Origin of the sequence: Sulfurisphaera tokodaii str. 7 (assembly GCF_000011205.1) — an archaeon.
Classification (GTDB): Archaea; Thermoproteota; Thermoprotei_A; order Sulfolobales; family Sulfolobaceae; genus Sulfurisphaera; species Sulfurisphaera tokodaii.
This window is the reverse complement of sequence record NC_003106.2, coordinates 1,082,800-1,098,848: the sequence shown is the minus strand read 5'-3', so window position 1 is coordinate 1,098,848 and position 16,049 is coordinate 1,082,800. Positions and strand designations below refer to the sequence as shown.

Below are 16,049 nucleotides of genomic sequence, written 5' to 3'. Positions count from 1 at the left end.
TCAAATCTGACTAGCTAATATACTATAGTATTTATCGGTACGGATTACTTTTACTTTAACTTTATCTCCTATCTTAACGTCCTCAGTGAAATTACAATATACTTTAAATCCCTCTTCAAGTTCAACAATTCCGTAAATCCATGTTTCACCTTTCCTATATATCTTAGTCCATGAGAACACTTTACCAATTCCGGAACTCTTCAGAACTTCAATGTTCCTTGAACCACATTTGGGACAAAAATGCCTAGCATAGAAGAAGGTATAGTTACAGTCCTCACACTTTACATAAGGTAATGAAGAGTCTTTTCTTATAATCTCATCATATTTTGCGTAAATCTCCTCTAATTTCATTTTTCTTCACCCAATACTAAACTAACAGAATGAGCCCTATTCCATCCGCCTATTCCGTTTAGGAAAACTATGTCAGCATCTTTTACTTGATGCCCTTTAGCCATGCTATTCAGCTGGAGTAATGCTTCTTCTAAGATTACTCCACCGCTCATATATGCCGGTTGCCCAGTGTTGAGGCTTCCTCCACCTGTATTTATTGGAATATCGCCAAGATATGTTGTATCATGTTTTTCGAAGAATTCTCCTCCCTTTCCTTTTTCCGCTAAACCAATATCCTCAACTTGTAACATTACTGTTATGGTGAAGGAATCGTAAAGTTCGAATGCATCAACTTTATTAAGATCAAATATATTCTTAGCACTCTGAACTGCTGGAGTATAAATTATATCATTAAGTTCTGTTGGCATTACAGTCCAGTGAGCTTCTCCGTAAGCCAAAACATCTATCGGTCTAAGACTAGATTTATAAGTCTTCTTACTCACTATGAATACGTGGAAACCGTCTATAGGGTAAACTATTTCTAAAAGTCTTAAAGGTTCTGAGACCATAGAGGATTTAAGTACTTGTTCTACTGTAAGTGGGTCTCTGAACATAGCCTTATCATTATTCTGTGCGTTAAACCTCTGTCTTACTGCTATTAATGCCCTCTGCTCATCAGTACTCCCGAATAGATACTTATGCCTATTAGCTACTAAAGCGTAATCTGATACGGGATTTAAATCGTTAAGACCTCTGAAGAGTTTGTCGAATGGAGTTATACTTACATCTGAATACGCTTTATCTACCGAATCTACAGTAACTCCCTTACCTCTTAGATCAGAAGCCTTCCCTCCTACTATGCAAGCTATGGTATCTCCTTCTCCAGCCTTAATAGCTTTATATGCATGATATATCATACTTAAAGCTGATGCTCCACCATAATCAAAAACCTTTGTGAATTTAGGTTTTATACCGAGATATTGGGCTATTTGGGTTGTAGGGAAGTGAAGTGTAGCGTAACCATCAAAAGTTCCCGGTAATGCAGTGATGAAAAGTCCTTCTATTTCGTCTTTATTTAATCCAGCAACATCTAATGCTGAAAAGAAAGTATCTGCAAGGATTTCGAAAGTAGAGCCTTCATATTTTTTGTACAAATTACTTGCAAAACCTACTATCATTATAGAACTAACCCTCCAGTAACACCTATAACTTCTCCAGTTATATAAGAGGCTTCATCCGATGCGAGGAATGCAACCAAGTTTGCAACATCTTCCGGTTGGCCTATTCTACCCATTGGAATTCTCTCTATAATTCTTTGCCTTATTTTTTCTGGTACTGCCCTAGTCATTGGAGTATCAATAAACCCTGGACAAATCGCGTTAACTGTTATGTTATATTTACCTAATTCTCTAGCTAATGTCTTAGTAAAACCTATCACTCCAGCCTTAGCTGCTGAATAGTTTGCTTGCCCTATATTTCCTAACCAACTTAATGATGATATATTTATAATTCTCCCGTAATTCCTCTTAACCATACCATCAACAACTTGTTTAGTCATGTTAAACATGCTGTATAAATCTACCTTAATTACTTCATCCCATTGTTCATAAGTCATTTTGACGAACAGTGCATCTCTATTTATTCCTGCATTATTCACTAAAATGTCTACATAATCTACTCCAAGCTCTGAGATACCTTTATTATAGAATTCTTTTGTTGAATTGAAATCGCCTACGTTAACGTAGAGGGGAATTACTTTAACTTTAGTTTCTTTTGCTATTTCCTCAGCTACTTTTCTAAGTTCATCAATTTTTACATCTCCTAAAATTAGATTTGCACCTCTGCTAGCTAACTTAAATGCAATAGCCCTACCAATTCCGCTAGAGGCTCCAGTAACTATGGCTATTTTTCCATTTAATTCTATGCCCATCTTAGGAGTAATAAAAACATTAAAAACTATAAACCTTTATCTTTACATATAATAGGTTATCTGTGTATGCACTATTCATTATATAAACTTCCACGAAGGGATCTTAATTTATTAAGGTTTCTTTTTATAAGTAAGAAATGTTAATGATTATGTAATGATAAAAGATATTAGAACCTACAAACTGTGTTATGAAGGAATAAATGAGGAAAGGGATGCATTAGCCGTTAAAGCCTTAGCTGAACACCCTATGGAAATTGTAGTTACGGAAATAGAGACTTCCGATGGACAAGTAGGTTATGGCGAATCATTAGCTTATGGCTGTTCTGATGTAGTGAAAGTTACGATAGATAAAATTCTCAAACCACTTCTTCTTAATGAGGACGAGGAACTTATTGAAAATTTATGGGATAAAATGTATAAAGCAACTTTAAGATTCGGAAGAAGAGGTATAGTGATTGCCGGTATTAGTGGTATTGATATAGCCCTTTGGGATATAATGGGTAAGAAGACAAAGAAACCGATATATAAATTATTAGGTGGAGCAAAAAAGAAAATTAGAGCTTATATTACTGGGGGATATTATTCAGAGAAAAAGGATTTGGAAAGGCTAAAGGATGAAGTAGCATATTACGTGAAGATGGGCTTTAAAGGTGTTAAGATTAAAATTGGTGGAAAGTCTATGAATGAGGACTTGGAAAGACTTAAAGCTGTTAAGGAGGTTGTAGGAGATGATGTAAGAATAGCTGTTGATGCTAATAACGTATATACCTTTGAAGAGGCATTAAAAATGGGTAAAGAACTTGAGAAGTTAAACATATGGTTCTTTGAAGAACCGATACAGACAGATTTGTTAGATCTAAGTGCTGAGCTTGCGAAGGCATTAGAAGTCCCAATAGCTGGATATGAGACAGCATATACTAGATGGGAGTTTTATGAGATTATGAGAAAGAAGTCTGTAGACATAGTTCAAACTGATGCAATGTGGACTGGAGGAATATCGGAAATGATGAAAATAGGGAATATGGCTAAAGTAATGGGATATCCCCTTATTCCACATTACTCTGCTGGTGGAATATCACTCATAGCAAATCTTCATGTTGCAAGTGCATTAGGAACTGAATGGATTGAGATGCACTTAAGAAGAAACGACTTAAGGGATAAGATATTTAAGGAGCAAATTGAAATAGATGATGGACATTTAGTTACTCCAGATAGACCTGGATTAGGATATACTTTAAGAGAAGGTGTGCTAGAAGAGTATAAATGTAAAAGTTAAGTTAGTTGAAGAATTTTTGTTTTAATCGGTCACTAAATGACCAATATCATATTTTCTAATTACATTATGATTTTTCGGTATTTTTCTAAGTCTATAGTGTATTTATTTCATATGTTCTATGAGATTTTCCTCATCATTATTTTACAAGAAGCTCTAAGTTATTTTTAAAAAAGAACGTAAGCTAAAATAACATGATTTTATCTTTAAATTAATCATACTTTATTATCATCTTGATGAAGATTAAATATTGAAGAGAATGTTCAGAAGAATCATGAATTTTAACAATATTTTTTGTAAATGCTAAACCTAATCATATATTGCTATTAAAAAGACATTTTATTAGAAGTACTATTAATGATTGCAGAGTAAAAGACATTTTATTTTACGGCTTTTTACTCCTAATTTAGATTTAACTATGATAGAATTTTTTTATTAAATAATATAGGATTGGTATCAAAACTATTACTATAACTAAAAATATTAAAATCGATACTGATGAGTGTTCTTGCTTATAATGTAGAGAGACAATAACAAACATAGCTGATGACCATGTTAACGGCGATGTAGTTGGCAACGGATAACTATCATTTACAGAAGGATTTACGGCTTCCGGCAATAGACCATGCTGACTATGATTATATGCCCAGTATAATATACTTTCTACCTCATTATACTTTCCAATCTCCTCTAGATACCATGCTTCAAATAACGTGGTAATTATCCACGGAGGACTAGGCCCGGTAGCATCATATAAATACTCGGAATAGTGATAAAGATCGTCAGGAAATCTAGCTAATCCACCATCTCTGGTTAATGTCTTTATTACAGTGTCAAAATTTTCGACAGAGTAGTTGGAGTTATAAGGTAAATATCCCATGTCAATAGGTAGTAAAGTTGCTGAATCTATTGAAGGTGGCTCCGGTGTTAAGACTTCTTCACTCTTTCCATTTTCAAATAGCACAGAAGTTCCAAGTGCTGAGGCAAATGAATTATTGTCCCAGAAGTATCTAATGATGCTTTCATTTAGCGCTTTCTCTTCTTTCAATACGAGAGTATAGTTTAAGCCTAAAGCCTTATAGATTTTAACTACGCTTAATAAGCCTAAATCATTTATAGCCTCTGTCCAGAAATGATATGCTAATCTGTCCTCCCATATACTTAAGTCTGGGGGAATTAGGTGATATTTATCATTTTCTATCTGTTGAATCTGATATTCTACGCTTTCATTAATTCTAGGTAAAACTAACTTGAGAAATGTGATATTATGAGTTAAATTATAATAATCATACACTCCTATCTCATAAAGTCCTATACTATCTAATTCTGGTATACCGAAACTCGAATCTGGTTCTCCATTGTAGAAGTTATACCTGGTATACCAAACCCCAGGCTGAAGTTGTTCTGCATTAGCCATCCAAAGCCAATATTTTAAGGCTGAATTATAATGTCCAGCTTGTTGTAGGGCTATTGCACTAAAAGCTGAGTCTCTAACCCAAGAATATAAGTATATTGGAGAAGGAGAAGCGGCGAAAGTGCCTAGATAAGGGTTTTGATCATCCTTAATAAGTAAAAGAGAGAGGAAATATTCTTTCAACAAAGGATCTGGTAATTTAGGAATTCTGGATTTGTTAAGCCATTGGGAAACTTCTTTATTATTTAAGTTAATTAAAGCTGATACACTGTTATACGGACTTGCGTTAACGCCTATTTCCAAGAACCATATTCCTTTAGATATATTAAATATAATTTCATGATTTTGGATAAAATATGAGCTAATGTTAGATAAAAGGAAAATTGGTAATCGAGGCTTACTCATACTTATAACAATTTCTCCTCCTTTTTTATAAATCGTTCCGTTTGTCAAAACTGTTATAGTTAATCTTGTTACTATATTAAACGTCAGTAGAATGTATGGAGTATAAGGAGGTGTCATTATTGTTATATTTCCTTCATTACCAGAAATTATAACACTGTTATTGAGTGTTAAATAAGCTTCTTCCGAAGTAATATTAATGTTCACACTGAAGTTGAGGATTCCGAATTTCCCTAAATAAAGGTTTCTTATTGAAGGTGGGAAAATCGGAAATCCATTAAGTAAAGGTTTAGGAACTTTTATACCGGTTACTATCCAAATTGACTGATTATCCCAGTTATTCAGTAAAAGATAGGATGGGCTATTGTAATAATTTTGAGAACTAATGGAAGTAGTTAGCAATAAAGGATGAAAAAACATGATTATTAATATTAGTAACGGAAGAGCTTGTTTCTTATTCATTGCTTTCCACTTTCGATTGTAACAGCATAAGATTTTTCTCACTTTCTTGGTCAAAAAGAACAATTTTACTAGTATCAATACTTAGATTAACCTTTTCACCTCTTTCTCTCCTCATTATTGATTTTTCTATTACTCTTATAATCTCATCCTCTATCCTAACATGAATAATGCTATATGGTCCTAGGTCTTCTACCATTTCTACACTACCTTCTAAAGGTCCGTTATCATTTAAGTAAAGGTCCTCTGGTCTAATACCCACTAAGACTTTTTGCCCTTCTTTAACTATACTTCTGAATTTAGTAGGTAACTCAATTTTAGTGTTGCCTATGATTATACTACTATCTTTTATTTCTCCTTTCAAGACGTTCATTGGAGGATTACCTAAGAATTTTGCTACCCATGCATTATTTGGTTCTCTATATATTTCCATTGGATCTCCATAAGCTTGTATAACTCCCTCATGAAGTATTGCTACTTTTGAGGCTAAACTTAACGCTTCTATCTGGTCATGAGTAACATATATTATGGTTGGTTTAAGACTACGCTGTAATTGTTTTAACTCTTCTCTAGCTAAAACTCTAACTTGAGCATCAAGGTTTGATAAAGGTTCGTCCATTAATATGATATCTGCACCTTTAACTAATGCTCTTGCTATTGCCACCCTTTGCATCTGACCTCCGCTCAATTGGCTAGGCTTTCTATCCAATAAGTCATCTATTCTTAACATTCTAGCCACTTCCTCTACTTTTTTCTTAATTTCATCCTTAGGGACATGTGCTATCTTTAAAGGAAAGGCTATATTATCGTATACTGACATAAAGGGGTATAAAGCGTAGTTTTGTGGTACCATTGCAACATTTCTGTCTTTAGGAGGTAAATCATCTACTATTTTTCCTCTTAAATATACGTGACCTTTATCTTGCCTTAATAATCCTGCTATAATTTTTAAAATTGTTGTCTTTCCTTCACCAGAAGGTCCTAGAATAACTACAAATTCTCCTTTCTCTATATCTAGGTTTAATCCTCTTAATACTTCTACTTTCTTTCCTTTTGACTCATACTCCTTCCAAATATCTTCTAATTTAACATAACTCATTGTTTCACCCCAGCTAAACTACTATATGCACGTGTCATCATTCTTTGGGAGACTATAAATAATGCCATTAGAGGTATACCCATTATTACTGCACCTGCAGCAAATATATTATATGCTGGTGCACTAGCAGGATTTAATAGCCCGGCCATGTAATAAAGACCTATTGTTGCAGTCCATGCTTTCACATTAGGTAGTAAGAAGGAGTAAGCCAAAGCAAAATCTAAATAAGCGCCACTGAATCCCAATATTGCGGTTAAAGCCACTACGGGCAAAGCTAGTCTCATTATAATCCTTAAAAATGCCCCAAATCTTGATAGTCCATCTACCATTGCGATCTCCTCGTAAGAAGACGGGATAGCGTCTATACTTAGTTTTGCTATGAAAGCGGCAAAGATTGAGGTTCCGGGAGTATATGCTAGTATTAAACCAATATAGTTAAGTAAGTGAAGTTTAGCGAATAATAAATATAAGGGTACTGCTGTAGCAGTATAAGGAAAGAATGTTACAATATAAATGAATGTAGCCAAGATTTTCTTAGCTGGTATATTTAATCTTGATAATGCATATCCAGTTATTAATGCTAATAGTACTGAAATTATTGCGGTAGATCCTGCTAGAATTAAGCTATTTCTAATCCATAGAGGAAAAGTACCACCATATAAATTTGCTGAGAGTAACTCCTTATATGCTGTGAAATATATATGTTTAGGTAATAATGTTGATATACTAAGAGATATTAAGCTTGGGGAGTTGCTGAATGATGTCATGAAAACATAATATAATGGGAAGATAGAGAAAAATGCCATAACTAATAAGATAAAATATGATATTGCTAATCTTATAATTTTAGAAATTTTGTATTTTTTCCTAACACTAATCATGCTACTCACCTCATGTAAATGAATCTAAAATGTGTGTATACTTAATTACAATTATAGCAAGAACTATAACAAAAATAGTGGAAATTACAGACCAAGCCGCCGCTAAAGAGAAATTACTATAGCTAAATGCTTCTTCATAAGCATAGACTATGAAAGTTTCTGTTGAGATTCCAGGTCCTCCACCAGTTAATATAAAAATCGGGTAAAAATTATTCCATGTAAATACGAAACTAGTAATGAATACGAATGCGATAGTTTTCTTAAGAGAAGGTAAAGTTATCCTAAGAAATTTAGTTAAGGCGTTAGCTCCATCTAAATCTGCTATTTCATAAAGTTCTCTGGGTATGCTCTGGAGAGCTGAGTAAAAGACAGTCATAAAATAAGGAAATGAAAGCCAATCGTTAGTTACTATTAATTCTATCCATGCATCTGTAGTAGAAGTAAGTGAATTTATCTTAGGCAAGTGAAGTAAGGGTAAAATTAACTTGTTCATCATACCATATGGGTCAACCCATAAGCCTTGCCATATTAAAAGTGAAATGAAGCCCGGAAAAGCCCAAGGTAAAATGAGAATAGCATAAAATATTGATTTACCTTTAAGATCACTTTGATTAAGTATCAATGCTAATACAAATCCTAATAACATCATAGTCACTAAACTTCCTACAGTCCATATTAGTGTGTTCTTTAATAATTCTAGAAAATAACCGTATTCAAATATTATTAAATAGTTTTTAAGGCCTACGAACTCATATTTAAAGAAATGTAATAGACTTAAGTTAGTAAATGAAATATACAGTGAGTATATTAAAGGAAATATAAAAAGAAATAATGTAACAACTAGAATGGGAAGAATGTAAAAAAACGGATAAATTTTATCCTTTCTCAATTTAGATTCACCATTTCCTTTTCTTGGGTAATGCTACTATTAAAGGAGATAGTACCGCTGTTATTATCAAAAGGAACTGGGTCGGTGGCAATATTGGGAAGATTGGTAAACCAGAAAGTAAACCATTTTGCACTAGCGCTTGTACAAAAGCTTGCTCCATCCCTTGAGCAGCAGCGTTAGCACTTATCTTACCAGCGAAGAACTCACTAGCATATTCATGGAATGAATTCCAATAATAAGCCATTTGGGGTATGTTGGGGAACTTTTGGCCGTATTGAGCTTGTTCTAATATTCCCTTCATGATGCCGTTTAGATATGAAGGTTGTAATTTCCCTTCATTTAATTCAGTTATAGCCTCATTATAAGCTTGTACGTTAGCTGGTATATCATGTGCTACATCCCACAATCTCAAATCTGCTTGATAGCTTGTAAAGTATAACACAAATATCAAAGCTGCCTTTATTTGCATTGGTGTAGCTCCACTAGCTTGAGGAGAAGCTATTAAGAATCCAGTAGAACCTATAAATGGTGCAGCTCTTAAACCAGTTTGACTAACTATAGGTAATGGTGCAGCACCTAAATTTGGTCCTAAGGCTTGTAAATAAGCATTTAGATCCCAAGGTCCGTCAAATATTATTGCAGTCTTGTTGGCTATAAATAATTGTCCTTCAGCTCCTCCAGCTCCAGTACTCGGGGCTAGATAGTTAATATGTAAATTGTAAGTTAGATTGTACCAGAAGTTAAGTGCATTAACCATCGCAGTATTGTTTAGAGCTGGGTAAACTTGTCCATTCATAGTCGTAAATATATTTCCTCCAAATCCTGCAAACCATGCTGCAAATCTATATCCATACTCTTGACTAGCGCCGTAAGCTATTCCCCAAACATGATAAGTCTTATTCACATACTCAGCTATCTGAATAAGCTGATTAGTAGTGTTTGGAGGATATGGTACAAATTTTTTATTGTAAAACATAACTATATAGTTTATATTATCTGGCAAACCATATAGAGAACCGTTTAACGTCCAATCATCTATAGCTGTAGGCAAATATAGGGATGTTATGCTTTGAGGAAGATATTGAGACAGATTCAATACTAAACCAGCTGCAAATAATGCTCCTCCAGAATCACTAGTATCTCTATACACTATAGGTGCTTTTCCAGCTTCAGCGGCAGTTTCGAACTGAGAAGTTCCTACTCCAACACCATAGGTTACCTCAACATGAATCCATGGAAACGCCTGTTCGAAGGCAGCTAATGTTTCGTTAAATGCTTGGTTTTCAGAGGTGCTATAACTATTCCATACCGTTATTGTAACTGGAGTTGATGGTGGAGAAGTAAGTCCAACTAACTTCATTAAAACTTGCGGATTACTTGTGTTAAGAATAGCTGGAGATGTGGTAGTTGTTGTTGTCATAGTAGATGAGGTAGATGTCATTGTTGGAGTTGTTGTTGTAGGAGTTACATGGTGCTGTGAAGACATATAGGCATAATAACCACCTACTGCCGCTACTATTATTACTATTACTACAATTATAGCTACAATAGTTTTAGATATTGCTCTTTTGTATTTTTTCAAGCAATCACCCAATTATCATTATGATTCTTCCAATATAAAAATTTCTTCTTTAATTTATGGACTTTATACTTAAATCATTATTATTATAGATTCTCATAAATAATTATCAGAAAGTTTATACATTTCTCTAACTCAATATAGCAATAAATTATGAATTAAAATTAAATGCTCAAAACTTAATCGTCGTTATCACAATACTATTATTAGATTCTATGGAATTTCGTAAAGCACTAAATATCTTTAGGTGTTTTAAGTAATCTAATATTGTTTATTAGCTATTACAATAGTATAATGATATCATCTAAAATATTATTCAAAACTATAATAATCATTATGAATATAGGAAAATTTAAATATTTGTTAGAAATTGATTGATATAATGAAAGTTAAGAACTTTATGTTAAAATTTAGTGCTATAGTAATAATACTACTGATGTTACCACTATGGAGTTTGATAGTACCAGTTTCAGCAGCTGGACAATTAAGTGTGAACTTTACCGTGACAAGTAACGGACTAGTTACAATATATTTAGCAGGGATACCTAGTAACAATACTGTTACTTTACATTATGGAATTGAAAACGGGCCTCAACAAGCCTGGATTGAAATATATAACGCAGAAATGGAATGGAATGGAGAGAATTTTAGCGCTACTATAGGCCCATTTGAGAACGGAACGTGGATAGCTTGGGTCTTTTACGATAATACTACTGGACAATGGATAAATTATGATAATCATCCTTTCTGGAATTGGAACTTAGAAGTTAATCCACCTAATATAGGTCAAACTTATGCTACTGTATTGGAAAACGGTTCCATATTAATAACTATGATTGGGAGAGCACCAGATCAGATAGATATTCATTATGGTCTTACCACTGGTCCTCAGACTGGTCTTCCGTGGAGCAATATAACAGACGAGTTAATGACTTATAATCCGCTTTGGGGAAACTATACTATTTTAATAGGCCCATTTAAACCAGGTCAATGGGTACAATGGGTTTATCATGATTTAACTCTTAATCAATGGATTCATAACATCTCTGGAACTAATTTTGCAATACAAGATGTTTATTCTCCCATAATGTTCATTAACGCAACATACAATAAGTACGTTTATGTTGAAGGAGAGAAAGCATATATCTATATAGAGCTAAATAATGAATATTCAGCACCCGTCAATACTCTTCTTTCCCTAAAAATAGCAGAGTTTTATTATAATACGTCTACTACTTTAAATCCTGGGTTAAATAACATATCATTTGCTGTTGATACCTCTAATATTCCGCAAGGGATTTATAATCCATTACTTAATGTATATGTAAATAATACCTTACAAAGGCAAGTAACCTTATCTCCACTTTACGTGCTAAATACAACGGGTAAAAAACCGTTAAGCCTAGTAATTGTATGGAATATGCATCAGCCATTATATGTTGCTCCTAATGGAAGTTGGGAACAACCTTGGGTTTGGCTTCATACCGGACAAGATTTCATATGGAATGGTAGTCTAGTAGGTGCTTATGAATTACAAGCATTATTAATTAAACAATTTAATGTAAGCGTTACCATAGACTTTACGCCAGTATTGCTTTACCAATGGGAGACAATACTTCATGAGGAAAACGCTACCTTTACATCAAACTTCGGAGTTAATGTGAGCCATGATATTGAGGCTGTTAATTATACTCTAAACTTATATAAAACACTAATAAAGGAGGGAAAAGTAGAAGTGCTAACTGTACCATTCTATCATCCTTTACAACCATTGTTACTCCAAGATGGATATTGGAGTGATGTTTTAGCTCAAATAGAGATGGGTGAAAATATGACTCATGAAGTATTCGGAGTATGGGCTAATGGAACATGGACTCCGGAAATGGCGTTTGATATGGATTTAGTAGGTCTTTATAATGAATCTGGAATTTCATTTACTATATTAGACCAGCAAGCTTTCTTACCTTATGTAACGTTAGTAAATGGTTCCTTAAATCCAGATCAACCATTTATAGTTGAAAATAATTTAGGTCAGACCATAATAGTACTTTTCAGAAATACTACATTATCTAATGAATTCGGCTTTAAATTCTTCAGTCAATCACCTCAACTAACCGCTCAAGAACTAATTCAACAGCTAGCTGAAATCTACATGAATAACCCTGGTGGAGTAGTTACAGTAGCCCTAGATGGTGAAAACCCATTAATATTTAATCCAACAACCGGTCCTAGTGATTTATATGCTATTTATCAAGCTTTATCTGAATATCAAGGAAGCTGGTTAGTAACTCAAACTGCAAGTGAGGCAATAGCTACTCATAAACCTACTTCAATTATAACGAATTTACCAGTCAATTCATGGGACTTGAACCTAAACTACTGGAATAATGGCTACATAGGTAAAACGGAGATTTGGCAAAACGTATCTTTAGCTAGGGAATACTTAATAGCGTATACTGTAGCGTTGGGAGATAACATTTCTCCATTGGTTTATTTACCATTTAACACAACGCCTAATTCTACTGACTTAATTGATACTTTGTGGAATTACCTTTATGTAGCTGAAGGCAGTGACTGGACATGGCAAACTGGTCCACCAGCATTTGGTCCAATATGGTTTAAAGAACAAGCTTTACTTTACACTCATACAATAGTATCTACAGTAAAGAATCAATTTGAAAAGATAGAACTAGTAAAGGTGAAGCCGGAAGGTAATAAGATAAAGATAGACATATATAACGGAATAAATAGCACATTACATCTAATGTTAGTAATAAAGTATAATTCTACAGAAATTGCTTTTCCCATCATATTAAACCCCGGAGAAAACGAATTTAAGTTACCGTTAAGAGTAGGCGGGACTATAGATGTACTCTTATATTCTCCGGTAACTCCACAAGAGGTTGGATTAACACTAATACCTATTACAAATTATGGATTCTTAATTACCTCGTACCAAGTAACGATCACTAAGGGATCATCAAACGAAATGACGATCTTATCTACTATATTAGGGAGTATTGTAGCATTATTAATTATTATTGAAATTATTAGGAGAAGATACATATAGAAAAGACAATAATTTTTTATTTAACATGATACTTATGAAACTAAGATTCATAATTTTTTAAATATCATTTTTCCTTATTCTCTATGTTAATTCTGATTTTATGAATAGAATTTAATAGGTCTCAACAACTGCAAAAAGTATCATTAATAGAAAAACAAAGTACTTGACAATTATTTCTGGAGATTCATGACTAGTTTACAATTTCCATTTGTCTTAATAGAATTAAGTTACTGTTATTAAGTGTACACTAAGCAATATTTATATGTGAATTGTATAAGAGTGCATGATGAGGAGGCTATAATTTAGATTATTCATAATGATTTTACATATACTGTATTATTTATGCCTTAAATTATACTAATCTAATAGAGAATATTACAATTAGTGAAGAATGCGTGAAAGACCAACGTTTTCACAAATAAGTACCTTTTTTACACATAAGCACATTCAATTATTGCCTAGGACAGAGCCTTAACTATGTAGAATTACTTTAGTGTTTTTATATACTCTTTCTATTCCAGAATCCGTAGTATATACTACCGCATTCTCTTTTTCGGCTAATGCTACTATAAAACAGTCCACTATGGAAAGGTTTTGGTACTTAACTTTTAACTCTCCAGCTCTTAATGCAAGTTCCCTATTAGTGCTAACAATTTTTATTGGCGAATTTAGGATTAGTGAAAGCCTAACCCTAGCTTCCTCTAATCCCTTAAGTTTACCGTAAGTGTAAAGAAACTCTGCCAAATTAAGATCTATAGTATAACCTTGACTCTTACCCATGTAAACCTCTTCCATAGTTTCCTTAGTTTCGTCATTAAGCCCAGAAAAATATACGTGGAAAAAACTTGTATCAAATATTATTTTCTTTCTCAACTTCTTCCTTCCTCAACTTTTCCAACTCCTTTAAAGCTAAATCCCCCATCCCTTTATCTATACCGTAAGCATCAAGAAGAGTCATTTTTCGTTTCAAAATAATCTTATCACCTTCAACCTCCAACTCCATATAAGAACCCTCACTAATATTAAGCCTCCTTCTAACATCAGCTGGTATAACTATAATACCCTTCTTATGAACCTTTACCTTCATGAGATATATTTTGTTAAACTACTATTAAAGTCTAACTTACGAAAGAGTTAAACTACAAGGTAAGTTTAACTCAACTAAGAACATGTCACAAATAACTTAAAAACTAGCTATCTGGTGAATCTTTATAGCGTCATCATTAAGCTATTTACGGGCAATTCCGGGGTTCTTTGTGATTTCATTTTATTTTAACATTTATTGATTGTTCATTCAGTAATATTAATTATGAGGTGAGCAGGAGGTTATACCATGGGAGAACTTGAAACTACCGTGGTGGAGGGTTATGAAGGAGTTCCTCCTCCCTCCACCTGTGTATAATCTGTTAGCAGTTGTTCTACTTTAACGCGGCTTAAAGATCTTCGTCAAATCTAGTGAATTCCATAAACGTATTTCAGCAAACTTAAGGAATTCCTTATTCATACTTTGTAATTAACCAAACGCCAAACTTAAAACTTTATCGGTAGTATCGGGAATTTCGTATTACCTAGGAAAATTAGAACAACTGCTAATCTGTTAGACATTTCTCTCATAATTATAATAATCTTACTATGAACCTAATTTTTCTCATAATCTTAACACATATTGGATTTTTATTCATAGAATTATATTAATCTGGAGAACATTACAATTCACAAAGAATCAGTGAATAGCCCGAGTTTCTGCTAAATTCTAAATTAATCCTAATTCTTTTGCCAAATCTTCTAAACCTCTTTGCTTCCTTTTTCATATCCTTTATAAAAAGTGATGAGGGCTTTTCCATTCTTCTGGGTAAATGCAAAGAATTCTATGCGTGCTCTTGAGTACTTCCCCAATTTCTCAAGTCTATCAATGTATCTTAAGCCTTTAAAATCTGGAGATATTATTACTAAATCTATGTCACTTACCTCTAAATAATCTCCTCTAGCTCTAGAGCCTACTGCATATACATCCTTAACACTAATTTCCTTTTTTACATCATTTATGAATTCTATTGCTTTTTTCACTAATTCAATCTGACTCTTTAACGCAGATTTCGCTTTACCCACTCTATCACCTTCTTTGCCTTCTTAACTAATTGCTCAGCATTCTCGATTGTGGACAACAATTTCATTCATTTGTAATTTATTCAAAATTACCTTAAATCCCTCTCCCTTTTAAACACTTTAATTATACAATAAAAATTCAAATAGAGATTACAATTATAACGCCTTTTATTATCAGTAAAGAGATCCGACGATAAATTGAAACTAAATTTACATTCTATATAATTTATATCAAATTAAAAATATTGTTGTCCACACTCGCATCCTCTTTAGTATAAAGTGAATATGGGATAATATTTGCTGCATCAAGATATCTAGAGATTGTGTAATGTAAAGTAAGTTTATTTACTTCATTTATTTCTAATCTCATCTAGGGGTAATCCAATCTCCTCCTTTATTATCTCTAATAACTCGTTTAGAGCTTGAGTTCGTTCAATCTTTCCCCTATCTATTAATAATGCCTTTAAAGCCTTCTCAGCAGCTTGTTTAGCCCAAAATACTGAAGCATAATAATGACCAGTTGTGATAGTATCCTTAGCTGTTGCCAAATCTCTAAAGCTTGCTTAAACCACTTTACTGCTTCTTCTCTCATCAAAAGAATAGTATTTAAACTTTTT

General features: G+C 33.3%; 12 protein-coding genes and 2 pseudogenes. 2 read left to right on the top strand and 12 right to left on the bottom strand.

Annotated elements, in window-relative coordinates:
• From STK_RS06150 to fabG, 3 genes are read right to left on the bottom strand one after another with little or no spacing between them, the layout of a single operon-like run.
• Positions 1-351 carry a Zn-ribbon domain-containing OB-fold protein gene (locus tag STK_RS06150; RefSeq protein ID WP_010979125.1) on the bottom strand — a complete coding sequence of 117 codons (351 nt, stop codon included), beginning with the start codon at positions 349-351 and terminating at the stop codon, positions 1-3.
• Complete coding sequence (locus STK_RS06145) at positions 348-1,508, bottom strand: thiolase family protein (protein ID WP_010979124.1); 1,161 nt, start codon at positions 1,506-1,508, stop codon at positions 348-350. The genes STK_RS06150 and STK_RS06145 overlap by 4 nt, the downstream gene beginning before the upstream one ends.
• A complete protein-coding gene (fabG, locus tag STK_RS06140; protein WP_010979123.1) occupies positions 1,508-2,260 on the bottom strand; it encodes a 3-oxoacyl-ACP reductase FabG in 753 nt (250 codons plus the stop codon). The genes STK_RS06145 and fabG overlap by 1 nt, the downstream gene beginning before the upstream one ends.
• Positions 2,261-2,414: 154 nt before the next feature.
• Here fabG and araD point away from each other — a divergent pair, with 154 nt between their 5' ends.
• Complete coding sequence (gene araD / locus STK_RS06135; protein ID WP_010979122.1) at positions 2,415-3,536, top strand: arabinonate dehydratase; 1,122 nt, start codon at positions 2,415-2,417, stop codon at positions 3,534-3,536.
• Between the two features lie 409 nt (positions 3,537-3,945).
• Here araD and STK_RS06130 read toward each other — a convergent pair whose 3' ends face one another.
• The 5 genes from STK_RS06130 to STK_RS06110 are packed head-to-tail and all read right to left on the bottom strand — an operon-like array spanning position 3,946 to position 10,163.
• Positions 3,946-5,811 (bottom strand): glycoside hydrolase family 15 protein, encoded by a 1,866-nt coding sequence (locus STK_RS06130; protein ID WP_052846483.1) that lies wholly within the window; start codon positions 5,809-5,811, stop codon positions 3,946-3,948.
• Positions 5,804-6,907 carry an ABC transporter ATP-binding protein gene (locus STK_RS06125; protein WP_010979120.1) on the bottom strand — a complete coding sequence of 368 codons (1,104 nt, stop codon included), beginning with the start codon at positions 6,905-6,907 and terminating at the stop codon, positions 5,804-5,806. Before STK_RS06125 ends, STK_RS06130 begins: the two co-directional genes overlap by 8 nt.
• On the bottom strand, positions 6,904-7,788 hold the full coding sequence (locus STK_RS06120; protein WP_052846482.1) for a sugar ABC transporter permease: 885 nt from the start codon (positions 7,786-7,788) through the stop codon (positions 6,904-6,906). The genes STK_RS06125 and STK_RS06120 overlap by 4 nt, the downstream gene beginning before the upstream one ends.
• A 10-nt stretch (positions 7,789-7,798) precedes the next feature.
• The gene (locus tag STK_RS06115) at positions 7,799-8,677 is read right to left on the bottom strand and encodes a carbohydrate ABC transporter permease (protein WP_052846481.1); all 879 of its coding nucleotides are present in this window, start codon (positions 8,675-8,677) and stop codon (positions 7,799-7,801) included.
• A gap of 7 nt (positions 8,678-8,684) precedes the next feature.
• Positions 8,685-10,163 (bottom strand): extracellular solute-binding protein, encoded by a 1,479-nt coding sequence (locus STK_RS06110; RefSeq protein WP_010979117.1) that lies wholly within the window; start codon positions 10,161-10,163, stop codon positions 8,685-8,687.
• Positions 10,164-10,638: 475 nt separating this feature from the next.
• On the opposite strand from STK_RS06110, the gene STK_RS06105 reads away from it, so the two are divergent.
• A complete protein-coding gene (locus STK_RS06105) occupies positions 10,639-13,326 on the top strand; it encodes a glycoside hydrolase (RefSeq protein ID WP_010979116.1) in 2,688 nt (895 codons plus the stop codon).
• Positions 13,327-13,797: 471 nt separating this feature from the next.
• On the opposite strand, the gene STK_RS06100 is transcribed toward STK_RS06105, so the two are convergent.
• The 4 genes and pseudogenes from STK_RS06100 to STK_RS06085 form a co-directional block, all read right to left on the bottom strand.
• Entirely contained in the window at positions 13,798-14,199 is a 402-nt protein-coding gene (locus STK_RS06100; protein WP_052846479.1) for a type II toxin-antitoxin system VapC family toxin, read from the bottom strand.
• Complete coding sequence (locus STK_RS06095) at positions 14,177-14,413, bottom strand: AbrB/MazE/SpoVT family DNA-binding domain-containing protein (RefSeq protein ID WP_010979114.1); 237 nt, start codon at positions 14,411-14,413, stop codon at positions 14,177-14,179. Before STK_RS06095 ends, STK_RS06100 begins: the two co-directional genes overlap by 23 nt.
• Before the next feature lie 666 nt (positions 14,414-15,079).
• Positions 15,080-15,435, bottom strand: a pseudogene (locus STK_RS06090) (nucleotidyltransferase domain-containing protein).
• 223 nt (positions 15,436-15,658) lie between these two features.
• Positions 15,659-16,024: pseudogene (locus STK_RS06085) on the bottom strand (HEPN domain-containing protein).
• Between the last annotated feature and the right edge of the window lie 25 nt (positions 16,025-16,049).